Below are 16,736 nucleotides of genomic sequence, written 5' to 3'. Positions count from 1 at the left end.
TGCTTGATGGGAGAGACATTTGATGAATAGTATAAAAAGATATATGAGGTTTGTAAGGCCTTATAAGTGGCAAATCATTGTGACAATCCTAATCGGGATAGTTAAATTTGCGATTCCTTTGCTGACTCCTGCCTTATTGGCATATGTGATTGATGATATAATCGGTGCCAATGCTTTGCAAAAAGGAGAGCAATTAAGGAAGCTCTATATGTTAATGGCAATCATGTTTTTCATTTTTGTGGTAGTTCGGCCTCCAGTAGAATATTACCGGCAATATTTTGCCCAATGGACAGCAAGTAAAATCTTATTTGATATCCGCGATAAAATGTTCAGTCATATACAAAAGTTAAGCTTTAAATATTACTCTAATGCTAAAGCAGGAGAAATTATCTCCAGAGTGATTAATGATGTTGAAGAAACTAAGAATTTTGTTATAACCGGCCTTATGAATGTTTGGTTGGATCTAGTTACAATTTTAATAGCAGTTGGAATTATGCTTACCTTTGACGTAAAATTGACCATTGTATCGTTGCTTCTGTTACCGCTCTACTCATTCTCCATTAAATATTTCTTTGGTAAATTAAGAGAATTAACCCGAGATAGATCACAGGCGCTTGCTCAAGTACAGGGCTATTTGCATGAACGTGTACAAGGGATGGCCGTGATTAAGAGCTTTGCGATTGAAGATCATGAGCAAAAGCAATTTAATAAAGTGAATGGAAACTTCTTGAAAAAAGCGTTAGCTCACACAAGCTGGAACGCTAAATCGTTTGCTGCAGTCAATACAATTACAGATATTGCTCCTCTAGTTGTCATCCTATTTGCCGGATACCAGGTCATTAATGGGAATATGACATTAGGGACTATGGTTGCCTTTGTCGGCTATATCGATTTATTGTATGGACCTTTGCGTAGATTGATGAACTCATCTACCACATTAACGCAATCACTGGCATCAATGGACCGTGTGTTTGAATTTTTGGATGTTCCGTATGATATTGAGGACAAGCCTGATGCACGTCCATGTAAAGATGTACAAGGGACCATTACGTTTGATCATGTATCATTCTCTTATGGAGAAGATGAGACTCAGGCACTGAAGGATATTAATCTTGAAGTGAAAAGGGGAGAAACAATTGCGCTTGTCGGGATGAGCGGAGGAGGTAAATCTACTCTGGTTAGCTTGATTCCACGATTTTATGATGTGACACAAGGGCGTATACTATTGGACGGAGTGGATATCCGAGATGTTCAGGTACGCTCACTTCGGGACAATATTGGAATGGTGATGCAAGACAGTATTTTATTTAGTGAATCGGTTCGTGAAAATATTTTACTGGGTAGGCCAGATGCGACAGATAAAGAAATCTATGAAGCTGCCAAAGCAGCAAATGCTCATGATTTTATCTGCAAATTACCAAGTGGATATGAGACAAAAGTAGGCGAGAGGGGCGTCAAATTATCAGGAGGTCAAAAGCAGCGTATTTCTATTGCACGTGTGTTTTTGAAGAATCCATCCATTATTGTGTTGGATGAAGCAACCTCTGCTCTTGATTTGGAAAGTGAGCATCTTATTCAGGAAGCACTTGAAAAGCTCTCCCGTGACCGTACTACATTTATAGTGGCTCACAGATTATCTACCATTACACATGCTGATCGAATTGTTATGGTTGAACATGGCCGTATAATAGAAGTGGGAACACACCAAGAATTAATGGCTAAACAAGGAGCTTATTATAGACTCTTTCAGGTTCAACAGTTGGATGCCTAGCTGTTCTACTGAGGTATGTGATGGAGGGTATAATTGAGTAATCAAGTATATGATGAGCACGGGGGAAAGGATGTATCAATTCCAACACGAGGCGCAAAGAAAGAACAAGATAGATAAGATATATGCCATTTTATTTATTATATCTATTTTGATAAACGTGATTTTATTGTTGATGGATGGTGATATCTTCCGGGGAATAACCGTTCTCTTAATTTATTCTACTATTCTTTACTATGATTTACGAAAAAAAGTTTGGGCAGTCATTTTCGTATAATGTATGGTGTGGATGCATATAGTTTTATTGTTTATTATATTTCTAGTTATGATAAAAAATTGAACAGTAAGGAACTTTTTGACTAACTGGGATATACAAGTACAGCCACTTCCTTTCTGGAGGTGGCTGTTTCACAATTCAATAATAGCAACAATCCCTACGAAAAAATACGAGAATAAAGAACGGCATAGGTTTTGGATAGAAGGAGGTTTTTTGATCGAAAGGAGAACCACCTTTTTGACTATCAGATAAGATACAGTGCAAAACCAATGGAATGAAAAAGGCATCCCAAAGCCTTTTTGCTGGCCTTGGAATGCTTTAAGTGATTGTTATAATTGATCATCATCATTTATCTTAATCGATTTGTTCTCTGATTTGTGATAAGAGTGAAAACTGTTAACAAGCATTTCGAGATGCTCTAAGTAGTCACCATATTCAAGCATAGATGAGATTAGCGTAACCATATGGTAGTGAACGGGGGAATCCTCGTCTGTATTTAATCGGAAACCTTTAACAATATCAATCAGTAATTGTTTGTTATAAGTGTCCGTAGATTCCTCAAGCATTAGTCCCGGCTTTACTTTACCTATAAATTTCAGATGAATATGTTCATGTTTTCTCAACAACAAATCCAGTTGATGATGAACCTGGATTTGAAAATCCTCAGGCATTTGATGGAATTCGTTTTCAAAGCGATGTAATCTTTTTAAGATATCCAATGATCGTTTGTTTGTTGCTATCATATAACGGTAGATTACGAGTTTACGGGATTTGGCAACCGTATTTTTCCTGAAAGTTTCACGCTCTTCTTTATATAGAGCGTACAAGCTATCGGCCTTTGTGACATTCTCTTTAATACGATTAATGTCCTTTTTCATCATAATATGTTCAGTTGAGCTTCTAGAACCAATTCTGATCCATTGTAGAATATCGTCTGTGGTTGTGCTAATTCGTTTATAAAGCTTTGTCTCATACTTTGGAGGAAGAAAGACAAGGTTAACAATAAACGCTGATAGAATACCGATTAAAATGGCAGCAACTCTCCAAAAGGCGAATTCAGTAAAATTACCGTCTTGTTGCTCCATAATCAAGATTAAAGTTACAAGCGAAATTGTCAGTTGATTTTCATTTTTCAGCTGTAAGTTGATTACAATTGTTATAATGGCTGCCAAACCAATTAATAAGGGATCATTACCAAATAATAATACAAACGATATCGCGATTAGAAATCCGATAATATTCGCTTGTATTTGATCAATTAATGTCCTGTACGAACGGTATATGGTAGGCTGAACGGCAAATACAGCCGAAATCCCGGCTAGTACGGGAGCCGGTATATTAAATGCTGTCGCAACATAGATGGCTATCACAATGGCTATTCCCGTTTTAAAGACTCGGGCACCAACCTTCATAAATAATACCTCTTCCTTTTATTCATAGTTGTTTACGAATATTTATCTATTTTTATCTCGAACATGACTGTACTATACAGGGTTTCGTCTTCATGTTCAAGATATACAGGCAAAATACTTCTTTTGTTTACTTTCCCCTTTAGACTAAAAGGCATGCATTGAATACGATTTTTTCAAGATTCATCAGGTATACGCTATATGGAGAGAAGGAATATATAGATTTTTCAATGAAAGGTTTATGTGTTCATAAAATATAAAAAAGAATTGAGAACGGCTTAATAGAAAGTTAAGAAATGAAAAGAAAAGAGGCCGCCGCTTTAATAAAGCGAAACGGTCTCTTGAGGTTCGAAAATAATGTATCATCCTGATATAAATTGATATATGGCCCATAACTGACCACCAGTCGCCTCAGCTTTACTCGTGTATTCTAGCTTCAACTCCTAGCCCCTCGAGTCATAAGGAATAGTCACTACGGGAGAAAAGCACTCCCTACGTGCCTCTTCTCTTATGCTTGTCGGGTCTGGGCAGTCGTTTCAGCCTTATTCTGTAGATACAGATGGGTCGGCTTGGGTTTTAACTGGGACGATTTGGAGGAAGTGCTGGCTTGGGTTGCCTAGCAATTGGGCCAGTTCTTCCGCTTCAGCCTGTTGACCATTTTCTCTAAGAATAGTTGTATAGCGTGTAAGTAGTTCAGTTACATCATTTATACCTGTTTCATTTAATTTTTCAACAGAGACGAGGGCTCCTTTTGCAATTCTGCGTTGGAGCGCATCTTTTGTAAGGCCTCGTTCAGGCAAATGACGTTGATAAATGACACCGCCTGTCATTCCTGCGCAAATCCATGGACCCGGGTCTCCAAGAACAAGTCCTCGGCCGTTTGTCATATATTCGAAGGCAAAGCCCTTAATATTTGAATAAACGCCAATGTTTCCATGTTCTTGTACAGGAATATCCCGTTTTAAAGAACCTCCGACAATCATGTCAGCACCAGACAGACGGATACCTGCGCGCGCATCAGCGTCACCCTGAGCAATTAATAGACCTTTTTGTGCACCATATCCAAAGCCTTTTCCGACGGAACCATTATAGAATTTGTCATCCTTGCCGATTCCTTTAAGAATTGCAATTGTTCCTCCAAATGAGGTTTTGCCGGTGCCATCCTGAGAACCGCCATCAACTGTTATCGTAATGCCTTCTGTATTGTATGCACCAAGTCCATTTCCAGGTATGGAACCTTTATAGGTTAGATTAACAGGATCCATTTTGACATAGGAACCATCTAATCTGCCTCTTACCCGGTGGCAGGAAACACGGCTTCCAAGTACGCGCTGAATAGAATTGATATTTTTAAATTGTCTGGATTGAAGCAGATCATTTACACTTGCATCCAGATATTCTGCACCGACTGCGGCCATTTGGACGATTAATTCGTCCTTTGTAGCAGCAGCTTCGAGATGTGTGATCTGGCCAAGCTCAATCGTTTTAAGTAAGTATTTTAAATCCAGCATTTCTTTTCCTTTTGTTTGTACTAATAAATCGGAACGCCCGACAGCTTCTTGGAGATTTGTGATTCCAAGTTCAGCCGCAAGTGTTTTTAATTCATTGCCAAAAGCACTGAATAGGTTGATGATTCCCTGGACGGCTAAATCAAATTGTCTAGGAACAAATCTCCTTAGCCCATGTTCCTTTGCTTCCACTTCAGAATCAATTTGAGTAGCAATCCCTACATGGCATGTATCCAGGTGGCAGCCTCGACATGTTGTACAGCCAATAGCAATCATAGAGAGGGTTCCAAAACCTACACGGTTTGCTCCAAGTAGCATAACCTTCAGTACATCCTTTGCACTTTTGAGGCCACCGTCAGCCCAAAGCTCAACATCCTGTCTTAGACCGGCTTCAAGCAAGGCATTATGAGCAGCTTTAACACCAATCTCCACTGGTAATCCAACGTTTTGAAGGGCATGGATACGAGCGGCTCCGGTACCGCCGTCAAATCCACTTAGCGTGATAATATCAGCACCAGCTTTTGCTATCCCGACAGCAATTGTCCCAATATTTGGAACAACAGGTACTTTAACAGCCACCCTTGCCTGATCATTGGCTGTCTTTAACTCATGGATCATTTGAGCTAAATCTTCAATAGAATAAATATCATGGTTGTTTGAAGGTGATATTAAATCGGATCCAATCGTTGCATTACGTGCTTCGGCAATTTTTGATGTTACTTTGGATCCAGGAAGATGACCGCCTTCACCCGGTTTAGCGCCCTGTCCGATTTTGATTTCAAGTAAATTAGAGGAATTCAGCAATTCCGCATTTACACCAAAACGACCGGAGGCAATTTGCTGACCGCGAGTTCGCGGGTATTTACCAAGCATATCTTTAATTTCTCCGCCTTCACCATTCATGCTAATCATATTAAGGCGATCGGCACCTTCTGCATATGCGCGAAAGGCTGTTTCATTTTGTGAGCCGAACGACATTGATGCAATTACAAATGGTAGACTGTGATCGCCAACACCAATATTCACTGTTTCTGGATCAACTTTTTGTTCGGTTTTCTTGAAATCTGTTAAATGGCGAATAGTTGTGGGATTTTGTTCTTCCTGTTCAGAGATTTTTTCTCCAAAGGCCTGATAATCTCCAGTTGAAGCCACCTCACCAATTGCTTTCCAGATTCGCGGGAACAGATGAAAGGTCTTGCCGACACGTTCTTTTTCATTGGCATAATCAATTGCACGCTGTTTCGCATCTTCCTTCAATTTATCAAAATTATAGATTAATTGATTGGATCCAAAGAAGTTCACGATTTGAAGGATGTCTGCTATTTCTTCCTGTAGTCCAATCGAAGAGAATAGTCGTCCATATCCGCGAAGTTCATGAATTCCAAGTGTTGAAATGACCTTTTCTAATCCTTTAGATAAAGAGTTATATAAATTAATTACTGGTTTCGACTGCTCATCTGATACGGTACGGAACATATAATATGGATTAATCAAATTAGCTCCTAATCCGTAAATCACCACAATGTCATGCAAGTTACGAATGGCAGCAGAGCGAACTAAAATGGAACAGTCTCTTCGTTTTTCTGCTTTTACTAATGCTCTATCGACTGCTGCGACTACAAGGGCAGGATCCAACCAAAATTGCTCAGCCTGATGGGATAGTTCATCATCTAGGCAAAGTAATCCACAGCCGTCAGTAACAAAGGTAAGAGCCTCTTTACTGATACGATCTAGAGCTTCCTTAATCGTTTCACCCTCCGTGAATGTCATGGATATCGTTTTCAATTCTTCTGTATCCATAAAAAATTGGTGAATTTGTTCATAAGAAGGTTGTTTTGCAAACTGTGCACAAGTGTGTCCAGCTTTTCCTTCAGCTAATAGAGGCGTTAATAGCTCAATCACTGTGTTTACAGATTTTTCATCTGTAAACAGAGAAGGGCGTTTACCGATAATGGTTCGGGTCGAAAAATGTTCCATTTCTCGGTCGCGATCTATCGCAGGGTTTGTAACAACTGCAACACTTTCTTTAATAAAGTCTGCAATATTCTTACGCTCAGGATTGAGTGCTGCCAGTGGAGCATCGTGACCAAGTGAACGGATTGGTTCTGCACCTTTTTCAGCCATTTGTTCAATTAGTTGAATATGGTCACGTTCCCATCCGAAAGCTTTATATTGTCCGTTTTGGATTTTGTCCTCTTCCTGTGCAAAAGTATGCTCTTTTACATCAGGAGGATTTAAGCGATTACGAGATTCTGTAAAGTTAAGTCTCTTGTTAAATCTTTTGAATACTTCTTCCTGATAAGTGATATATTCATATAGTTCTATTGAATCGCCATTCCACTTTAATCCGACCTTTTCTCCTGGACCAATTGGTTTAGGATTGGCTACATATTCTGTTGGTGAAATAACACCTGGTTCAGAGCCAAACAAATAAGAGGTTGAAGTTTCCATCATCCATAAAGGACGTAGACCAAGTGCATCTACAGAGAAAGCAGCTTCATTGCCGTGGCGGGAAATGATTCCTGCCGGACCTTGAGCGAAATGGCCCCAGCTTTCACGCAAATACGTATATAGATCCTGAAGATGATCGGGATATTCCTTCATTTCATTAATGATTGGAGGGAAGACAATATCAAGTGCTTCAAATAGAGAATACCCCTCACGGTAGATGAATGTTTCCAATGTACGACTTAAATCCTGTGAGTCACTGCCGCCGTTTACTAATGGAACACCAACCATTTGCGCTTCATCGCGTAATTTGGCGATTGTATTGATTTCACCATTATGTCCAAGGACGCTAAATGGTTGTACGCGAAAAAAGCTGGATAGTGTATTAGTGCAATAGCGGTTATGTCCAAGTGTCATCGTTGATGCGACGAGTGGACTTGCAAGGTCTGGATAGTACTTAGGTAGAATATCGCCGGCTCCCATCACTTTGTAGATGGCATGATATTGGCTAAGCGAAGATACGTGGATGTGGTCATTTTTCTCAATTGTAATTGTGAGATCAAATAACAGAGATGAAAGGTCAGTTTGTTTTAAATCTTCTTTTGCTATAAAAGCAACTTGAAGAAATACAGGGTTTTCCTGTAATGCTATTGGTCCCAATGCATCGGTGGAATAAGCTTCATCAGATACATAAATTTCTTTTAAGTCTTTTTCGTTTGCCAGTTTGATTATTTCCTCAATAGTTTGTTGTTTCTCAGCCTCACGTTTAATAAAAAAGTGGCCCACTACAAAATGGTTATGATCCGCAAGGTCTGTATCAGCACCAGAGTTCTTTAGCTTCTCCTTCCATAATTGACGGGGGATATCTATGTGAATGCCGACACCATCGCCTTCGCCGTTAATAAAACCGGCCCGATGGTTCATGGTAACCAGGGCATCAATACACGCAAAAATATTATCACGGGTAGGTATTTTTTTCTTTTCAATACATGCAATAATTCCGCAAGCATCATGTTCTGATTCGTGGTAATTCATAAACGTACTAGGATTCCATCTTTTGTTCATACGTTGGGCAACTATAAGCTTGCGCCTATTCGATGCCGGTTCACCTCCTGCTTTAAACTTGTGGTTTTTTAGATTACTTTGGAAAACGAACGAGGAAGGAAATACAGTTTTGAGGGTAATAAATAATCAATACTAGTATGATTTATATTATCATTAGAATTTTCAGAAATCAATTAAATATACATTTTAGTTTTTTTGGAAAATAAACATTATCTGGTTATTAAAATCAAAATATCTTAATGTAAACGCTTTCAACAACGTTAAAACATCAATTCTACCGTGATTAGTAGAATTGATGATATGCATAAATATTCAAAAATTTGTATTTATAATAATTTGAATGCTTGATTTACAGCTTTAATAGTAGTTTCTATGTCTTCTTCTGTATGGGCTGTCGTTAAGAACCAGGCTTCATATTTTGATGGAGCCAAGTTAATCCCTTGTTCCAGCATAAGCTTAAAGAATCGGCCGAACACTTCGCCATTCGTAGCTTCAGCTTGAGCATAGTTACTGATATCTTCCTTAGCATCAGTAAAATAAACCGTTAATGCACCTTTTAATCGATTTACTTTAATAGAAACATGATGGTCTTCCGCTGCCTGAAGGATTCCTTGTTCCAGCATCGCCCCAAGTTGATCTAGTCGTTCATATACTCCTTCTTCCTTCAATACTTCAAGGCAAGCAATACCAGCTAGCATGGAAGCGGGATTTCCGGCCATCGTCCCTGCTTGATAGGCTGGGCCGAGGGGTGCGACTGTTTCCATAACCTCTTTTTTGCCACCGTAAGCACCAATCGGTAAGCCGCCGCCGATGATTTTTCCGAGCGCCGTCATATCAGGCTCAACACCAAGAAGGTTTTGTGCACCACCGTACATAAAACGGAAGGCTGTAATTACCTCATCATAGATAACAAGTGCCCCTGCTGCATGAGTAATGTCATTAATTGCTTCAAGAAAACCAGGGTTTGGTTCAACAATCCCGAAATTACCGACAATCGGTTCAACTAAAACGGCCGCGATTTCATTTCCCCATTTATTGATTGCTTCCTTATAGGCATCTATATCATTGAACGGCACTGTAATGACTTCCTGAGCAATGCTTTTTGGTACACCGGCGGAATCGGGAGTTCCAAGTGTGGAAGGGCCTGATCCGGCAGCGACTAAAACAAGATCGGAATGTCCGTGATAACAGCCAGCGAACTTAATAATTTTATCCCGTCCTGTATACGCTCGTGCTACACGAATCGTGGTCATAACCGATTCAGTTCCGGAATTTGTAAACCGTACTTTGTCCATGGATGGGATGGCTTCCTTAAGCATCTTGGCAAATTTAACTTCAAAAGGAGTAGGTGTTCCATAAAGAACGCCGTTTTCAGCTGCCTTTGTAATTGCTTTGGTAATATGCGGATGGGCATGCCCGGTAATTATAGGTCCGTAAGCGGCAAGATAATCAATATATCGATTGCCGTCAACATCCCAAAAATACGCGCCTTTTGCTCTTTCCATTGCAACTGGAGAACCCCCTCCAACGGCTTTGTATGATCTAGATGGTGAATTGACACCGCCGACGATGTGCTGCATAGCTTCAGCATGCAAACTTTCAGATTGAGCGTGGTTCATTTTATTTCTCCTCCTTCGTATGTAACTGCTTCATTTTAGCACTGGAATTCTTTGTTTGTACAACATGGTCACCTAAGCAATGGATTCGTGTACAAGCAATCATAGGTATGCCTGTAAGAGCGTATATATTACAAATGCGGTTGTAATAAAAAGGGGTGTTACCTTTGTTTTATATTATCCTTGCTGCGGTTGTTATCACGTTACTAATGAGTTTGAGAGGATTATTGATGCCAACAGACCCAACCCGGGCTGAACGGATATCACTCGATTATCTTTATTGGATCATTACGGTGTACTTCACTTTTTTAATAGGTTTCGGAATCCTATACGTATTGGTTGAAATGAAATTTGGAACGGTTATTCATTTGAATGGTTTACCTATTGAGGGAGGTTTGTTTCAAAAGCTTGCCTCTTCCTTCTATTTCAGTACTATGACTCTTCTCTCGGTAGGGTATGGAGATATGGTACCTGTAGGATTTGGCAGATGGATTGCATCAATGGAAGCTTTAATTGGATATGCGTTACCGGCAGCTTTTGTCGTAAGGACTGCCATAGACTTTGAACATGCAAAAACAACCCGAAATTAGGTATAGTAATAATAGAACGAGCTGTTCTTAATTATTTTTATCTAACAGGGGAGTGAGCTTTATGAGTAGTATAGTTGGTGAGAAGGCGCAGGATTTTAAGCTTCAGGCAAGTAATGGAAAAGAGGTTACATTAGCTGATTTTAAGGGGAAAAATGTAGTTCTCTATTTTTATCCAAAGGATATGACACCGGGATGCACGACTGAAGCATGTGACTTCAAGGAAAATCACACATCATTTGCAGAATTGGATACAATTATTGTTGGCGTTAGTCCAGATCCGGTTGAAAAGCATGAAAAATTTAAAACGAAATATGATCTTCCTTTTATCTTGTTGTCAGACCCAGAACATACATTGTCAAAAGCGTATGGAGTATGGGTATTAAAAAACAATTTTGGAAATGAATATATGGGTACGGAACGTTCTACATTCGTTATCAACAAAGAGGGTATAGTGGTAAAAGAGTGGCGTAAGGTGAGAGTGAAAGGGCATGTGGAAGATGCCTTAGCATTTATTAAAAATGAATTATCATAATTTAGATTGTAAGCAGGCATGAAATAATGCCTGCTTTCTTTATAAATAAAAAGCTCTCTGGAGGAAAAATATGTATATTGATAGTAGGTGTTTAATAAAGAGAACAGGGGAGATGACGTATGAAAGATCCACGAATTAAAAAAATGGCAAGACAACTGCTAACCCATTCTGTACGGTTAGAGAAGGGGCAAAAAGTGTTGATTGAAGGTCACTACATAACGAAACCTTTGTTGGTAGAACTTGTCAATCAAACGTATGAGCTAGGAGCATACCCATTTGTACAAATGCTCGATGATGAGATTCAAAAATATATGGCAAAAGGGTATAGCCGGGAACAGTTGGAAATCATGGCTAATTGGGATTTGAAAAAATTTGAAGACATGGATGCTGTCATTATTGTGATCGGAGAAGAGAATGATGCGGAATTTGCTGAGATTCCGTCAGAGAAATTTCAGCTGAGCGGAGAAGTAATGAAGCCAGTCGTTGATTACTATATTAATAATTGCCGTTGGGTATTATTGAACTATCCGACTAAATCACTTGCTCAAAAAGCAGGGATGAGCACAAGTCAATTTGAAGATTTTCTGCTTGATGTTTGTACAATTGATTATGCCAAAATGCAGAAGGCAATGGAGCCATTGAAATCTCTAATGGAGCAAACAGATCAGGTCAGAATCACGTCACCGGGTACAGATCTTTCTTTTTCTATAAAGGGAATTCCGGCAGTGATGTGTTTCGGAGAAAGAAATTTACCTGATGGAGAAGTATATACAGCCCCCGTTAAAAATAGTGTAAACGGAACGATTACCTTTAATACGCCTTGTCCTTATCAAGGGACTACCTTCAGAGATGTCAGTTTAACGTTTAAAGATGGAAAAATAATTGATGCAAGAGCAGATCAAGCGGATAAAATCAATAAAATATTTGATATAGATGAAGGTGCCCGTTATATTGGAGAATTTGCCTTAGGCGTAAACCCGTTAATAACAAATCCAATGGGAGATATTTTATTCGATGAGAAAATCTGTGGAAGCCTGCATTTCACACCGGGATTAGCCTATAAAGCAGCCGACAATGGAAATATATCTTCTATTCACTGGGACATGGTGCTTATCCAGCGAACTGAATTTGGCGGAGGAGAAATCTATTTTGATGGTCAATTGATTCGAAAGGATGGATTATTTGTACTACCGGAGTTAAAAGGATTAAATCCTGAATCACTTTTATAGTGATTGTTTTTAAAATCTATGGCAAAAGACCAAGCATAACAAGCTATTTTGAATAAGATAGAATCAGGGAATACCTCCTCATACAACTATTAGAAGGACAGCCGGAACTGGCTGTCCGTTTTTTTATTTAGTTTCTGCTTTTATGTGAGCTAGCTTAAAACGCTCGAGACATAAGTGGAGTTGCTGCGGATGCCAACAGGATGTAGGTCACAAAGGCGTTGTCACAGGACGTGGCGAATTTAGTCTTCGTTCATTGAACTAAACCGTTTCAGCTTTTTATGTAATCCGGCTTCGACTCCTAGCTCCTCGAGACATAAGTGTAGGCATTACGAGAGGAAAGAACGCCTCCCTTCGTGCCTCCTCTTATGCTTTTCGAAGCTGAACAGTCGTCTCAGCACTTTATACTGGTAAAAGATGTTATTATGTTAGTGATGTGTGGATGAAGGGGGTATTTGGATGAAGGTTGTTTCTGCAATTTATCCTCCGGGGGAAATTAGGAAACGTTTGATTGAGTCATACAAAGAGCATGAGTTTCATTTTTGTAAAGGTATCAAAAATGCAGGTTCTGTTATTAAGGATATGGATGTGCTCATAACATATGGAGAAGATGTGGATGAGGAAACAATCGACCAGGCGTTACGCTTGAAATGGATTAGTGTAATGTCAGCTGGGATTGAAAAATTGCCTTTCGAAAAAATTAGAGAAAGAAATATCCTGGTAACAAATGCGAGAGGGATTCATGCGATACCTATGGCAGAGTACGCCATGGGGATGATGCTTTCATATATAAAGCAATTCCCGATCATGGCAGAGAATAAAGATAAACGTATATGGGACAAGAGGCTACCTTTCGGTGAGCTGAATGGGAAAAATCTTCTTATATTAGGTACTGGCGCAATTGGAGAAGAGATAGCTAGATTAGGAAAAGTCTTTCGGATGAAAACGATTGGGATGAATCGCAGCGGGGTTTCCGCCAGTTCATATTTTGATGATATTATTACGATGTCTCAAATTGAGGATGCTCTCCCGAATGCAGATTTTATTATATCTGTACTACCTAGTACATCAGAAACTAAGGACCTCTTGAAATACAAACATTTTGAAATGATGAAAAATATAGCTATGTTTATCAATATTGGTCGTGGAGATTTAATTAAAGAAGACACGATACATGAGGTGTTAGAAAATCAAGTTATAGGTCATATGGTGCTTGATGTTTTTCCGAATGAACCGTTAAATGAAGATAATAAGCTATGGTTATATCCTAATTTGACTATCACACCGCATATTTCTAGCGTTTCAAAAAATTACTTGCCACGCGCATTTGATATATTTGAGCAGAATTTTCAGCGGTTTGTTAATCATAAGGATGATAACTATGTGAATAAAATTGATGTAGGAAAGGGGTATTAGAATGAAAATTTATACAAAAACCGGAGATAAGGGTCAAACCTCTCTTGTTTATGGTACGCGTGTATCCAAAACTGACCAACGTGTAGAGGCGTATGGAACATGTGATGAAGGGAATTCTATGATTGGACTTGGGATAAGCTATTTAAATGATGTAGAGTTCTCAGGGAAAGATAAGTTATTAGAGGAGTTCCATAAAATACAAACTGATTTATTTCACGTTGGTGCAGAACTAGCTACTCCATACGGCAAAAAAGTTGGCTGGGTTATAAAAGAAGAGTCGATTGATGAATTGGAAGCCTATATTGATGAACTTAATGAGGAATTACCTCCATTCAAGAATTTTATACTTCCAGGTGGACACCCAGCTGGAGCAGCTTTTCATGTGGCGAGAACAGTGATACGTAGAGCTGAACGAAATTCAGTTGCTCTCGGAGAAGAGGTAAATCCTTTAGTTATAAAATATTTGAATAGGTTATCCGATTTCTTGTTTATTGTTGCCAGATATGTAAACTATAAATTAGGAAAAATGGAACCAACTTTACATAATTCTTGAGACAAGAGTTTCCAACACCCTGGATATAATATATCTGAATGAGGTGCTGGAAATATTGACAACTCAACCAATCATCAAGTAAACTTATTGTAACAATTACAAAGTGAGAATAATATAAAAAAGGAGTGCATGACGGTGTCTCAACCACAACTTAAAGAAGCGTTAGATACTTTGAAACAAACTGGTGTCCGCATGACTCCGCAACGTCATGCCATACTCGAGTATATAATAACTGCCCATGCGCATCCAACAGCTGATGATATATATAAGGCGTTGGAAGGCAAGTTTCCTAATATGAGCGTAGCGACAGTATATAATAATTTACGTGTGTTTAAAGAGGTTGGCTTAGTAAAAGAGTTGACGTACGGAGACTCATCCAGTCGATTTGATTTTGTGTCATCAGATCACTATCATATAATTTGTGAAAAGTGCGGAAAAATAGTTGATTTTCATTATCCAGGTCTTGATGAAGTGGAACATCTTGCATCGCATGTTGCGGGATTTAAAGTAACACATCACCGAATGGAGATTTATGGTGATTGTCCGGAATGTTCTGCTAAAGAAGTTCATTAAACCAGATAGGGAAGTTAAATAAAAAGAAAAAGCTGGACGTTTGCCAGCTTTTTCTTTTTATTTATTTTTTAACTTTTTCTTATTGTAATCCTCGTTAAATTCTTTACCTTCCAAGTCTTTATCAAGTGTTAATGGTTCTTTACAGTACATACACATATCCACTCTGCCTAATATTTTTGTATATTTATTACAATTTGGACAAACAACTTGAACAGCTTTTGTGGAGAGCATACCTATCCAGAAATAGACGGCCATACTTGCAAAAATAGCTAATAGCCCGAGTACCATAAAAATAGTCATAACCAGTGGTGAGTTTCTAAAGAAAATACCTCCGTACATTATGATAAAGCCTATAAAAATTAAGCTGAGTGCAAATGTTCGTATTTTATTTATCTTACTTGAATACTTTGCCACCGTTTTTCCCCCTTTTATCTTCTATAATATACCATAATATCCAAAGAATTTAATAACAATAGATATTAAAATAGTGGCAGGAGTCTGTCGAATATTGTTGAATAGATAAGGAGAGCGAATTAAATTGTGGAGGAATGGAACATGGAGGATATCCTAAGACCCGTTTATCAAGAAAGAGCCAGCAACCCGGATACAAAAGGAGTTTTATTAATTGAGAAGAACTCTCCTGAGAGTTCAATTACAGATACATTTGATTACATTTTATTAATCATTACAGATAGTAAGGATAAGCAACCGGTCTTTATTAAACATTATGCTTACGAAAATAAAAAATCAGCACTCCACATCGTAACAGATGAAAAGTTAAACGAGTGGAGGTTATTAGGATCCAATAAAAAAATTATTGATTGGATATACCATGGGAAAATTGTTTTTGACCGTAATGATTATCTTGCCTCATTAAAAAGAGAATTAAATGAATTCCCTTTCTATGGAAGAAAAGTAAAAAAAGGTATAGAGTTTGCGCGTTTAATTAGAAGTTATATGGAAGGTAAAGAATTGTTTGATCAAGGGAACTCTCTAGATGCGTATAATCAAATAATCCATGCACTCCACCACCTTGCAAGATTAGAGATCATTGAAAAAGGGTTTCACCCAGAAGTAACTGTATGGAATCAGGTGAAGCAAATTGGTCCTGATATTTATAAATTATATGAAGAGCTGGTTTTTAGCGAAGAAAGTCTTAATCAAAGACTAGAACTTCTTTTCCTTGTTAGTGACTTTTTTATTCATACAAGAACAGAATCCGGGTCTGGGCATATATTAGAAATTATAGGTGAAAGAGGAGAAGAGTACTGGTCATTTGATGAGCTGTATGGACATCAAGAGTTATGCTATTACGGAGAGGACTTAAGGATATTAATTGAGTACTTGATTGATCGTGGCTATATTGATGTTGTACTAGAAAACACTAAGGGAGCAAAGCTTTTTCATAGGTTTTATAAAATTCATAAAGAAATTTAAAAAATTATATTGACCAAATGATTTTAGGGTGGTATATTAATAAACGTCGCCGCTGAGGTAAACAAAACGAAGCGAGACGGCAAAGAAAAAATGAAAAAAAGTTGTTGACTTACGATTCTAACGATGATAAGATAAGAAAGTCGCTCTTTTACAAACGAGCTTGAAATGTTAGTAAATTACATTAAAAGAAATGCTTGACAACAAAAAGTTATCTTGATATAATGTAAAAGTCGCTAACACGACAGATTGTTCTTTGAAAACTAAACAAAACGAAACGCCAAGCAAGTCTAAAAACAAGAGATTTTTAAAATCTCGTCA

At 38.3% G+C, this 16,736-nt stretch carries 13 protein-coding genes; 9 read left to right on the top strand and 4 right to left on the bottom strand.

The features are described from left to right. Positions 1-22: 22 nt before the first annotated feature. Together AC4BHA_RS17080 and AC4BHA_RS17075 are read left to right on the top strand one after the other, a co-directional pair. Positions 23-1,771: an ABC transporter ATP-binding protein gene (locus AC4BHA_RS17080; RefSeq protein WP_148631058.1), complete on the top strand. Its 1,749-nt coding sequence runs from the start codon at positions 23-25 to the stop codon at positions 1,769-1,771. Positions 1,772-1,841: 70 nt separating this feature from the next. Further along, complete coding sequence (locus tag AC4BHA_RS17075) at positions 1,842-2,045, top strand: hypothetical protein (protein ID WP_490558964.1); 204 nt, start codon at positions 1,842-1,844, stop codon at positions 2,043-2,045. 329 nt (positions 2,046-2,374) lie between these two features. Here the strand turns inward: AC4BHA_RS17075 and AC4BHA_RS17070 are convergent, their stop codons facing one another. The 3 genes from AC4BHA_RS17070 to AC4BHA_RS17060 all read right to left on the bottom strand — a co-directional run bounded on the left by AC4BHA_RS17070 (position 2,375) and on the right by AC4BHA_RS17060 (position 10,094). Then, positions 2,375-3,457 carry an FUSC family protein gene (locus tag AC4BHA_RS17070; RefSeq protein ID WP_139892660.1) on the bottom strand — a complete coding sequence of 361 codons (1,083 nt, stop codon included), beginning with the start codon at positions 3,455-3,457 and terminating at the stop codon, positions 2,375-2,377. Between the two features lie 539 nt (positions 3,458-3,996). Further along, entirely contained in the window at positions 3,997-8,475 is a 4,479-nt protein-coding gene (locus AC4BHA_RS17065) for a glutamate synthase-related protein (protein ID WP_490558963.1), read from the bottom strand. A gap of 326 nt (positions 8,476-8,801) precedes the next feature. Next, the gene (locus AC4BHA_RS17060; protein ID WP_140462200.1) at positions 8,802-10,094 is read right to left on the bottom strand and encodes a glutamate-1-semialdehyde 2,1-aminomutase; all 1,293 of its coding nucleotides are present in this window, start codon (positions 10,092-10,094) and stop codon (positions 8,802-8,804) included. Between the two features lie 164 nt (positions 10,095-10,258). Here AC4BHA_RS17060 and AC4BHA_RS17055 point away from each other — a divergent pair, with 164 nt between their 5' ends. The 6 genes from AC4BHA_RS17055 to perR all read left to right on the top strand — a co-directional run bounded on the left by AC4BHA_RS17055 (position 10,259) and on the right by perR (position 14,981). Beyond that, positions 10,259-10,681, top strand: coding sequence for a potassium channel family protein (locus AC4BHA_RS17055; protein WP_140462201.1), 423 nt, complete (start codon positions 10,259-10,261; stop codon positions 10,679-10,681). Between the two features lie 61 nt (positions 10,682-10,742). After that, positions 10,743-11,213 (top strand): thioredoxin-dependent thiol peroxidase, encoded by a 471-nt coding sequence (gene bcp, locus AC4BHA_RS17050; protein WP_139892656.1) that lies wholly within the window; start codon positions 10,743-10,745, stop codon positions 11,211-11,213. A gap of 119 nt (positions 11,214-11,332) precedes the next feature. Beyond that, positions 11,333-12,442, top strand: a complete 1,110-nt coding sequence (locus AC4BHA_RS17045; protein ID WP_148631054.1) for an aminopeptidase — start codon at positions 11,333-11,335, stop codon at positions 12,440-12,442. 456 nt (positions 12,443-12,898) lie between these two features. Then, positions 12,899-13,855: a D-2-hydroxyacid dehydrogenase gene (locus AC4BHA_RS17040; protein ID WP_490558962.1), complete on the top strand. Its 957-nt coding sequence runs from the start codon at positions 12,899-12,901 to the stop codon at positions 13,853-13,855. A gap of 1 nt (position 13,856) precedes the next feature. After that, the gene (locus AC4BHA_RS17035) at positions 13,857-14,408 is read left to right on the top strand and encodes a cob(I)yrinic acid a,c-diamide adenosyltransferase (protein ID WP_066107883.1); all 552 of its coding nucleotides are present in this window, start codon (positions 13,857-13,859) and stop codon (positions 14,406-14,408) included. A gap of 129 nt (positions 14,409-14,537) precedes the next feature. After that, positions 14,538-14,981, top strand: coding sequence for a peroxide-responsive transcriptional repressor PerR (gene perR, locus AC4BHA_RS17030; RefSeq protein ID WP_066107879.1), 444 nt, complete (start codon positions 14,538-14,540; stop codon positions 14,979-14,981). A gap of 57 nt (positions 14,982-15,038) precedes the next feature. Here the strand turns inward: perR and AC4BHA_RS17025 are convergent, their stop codons facing one another. Next, positions 15,039-15,395 carry a YgzB family protein gene (locus AC4BHA_RS17025; protein WP_066107876.1) on the bottom strand — a complete coding sequence of 119 codons (357 nt, stop codon included), beginning with the start codon at positions 15,393-15,395 and terminating at the stop codon, positions 15,039-15,041. 141 nt (positions 15,396-15,536) lie between these two features. Here AC4BHA_RS17025 and AC4BHA_RS17020 point away from each other — a divergent pair, with 141 nt between their 5' ends. Further along, positions 15,537-16,418 carry a nucleotidyltransferase-like protein gene (locus AC4BHA_RS17020; RefSeq protein WP_066107873.1) on the top strand — a complete coding sequence of 294 codons (882 nt, stop codon included), beginning with the start codon at positions 15,537-15,539 and terminating at the stop codon, positions 16,416-16,418. The last annotated feature ends 318 nt before the right edge of the window (positions 16,419-16,736 follow it).

The organism is Pradoshia sp. Z3_51 (assembly GCF_058215915.1).
This window is presented reverse-complemented; position numbering and strand designations above follow the sequence as displayed.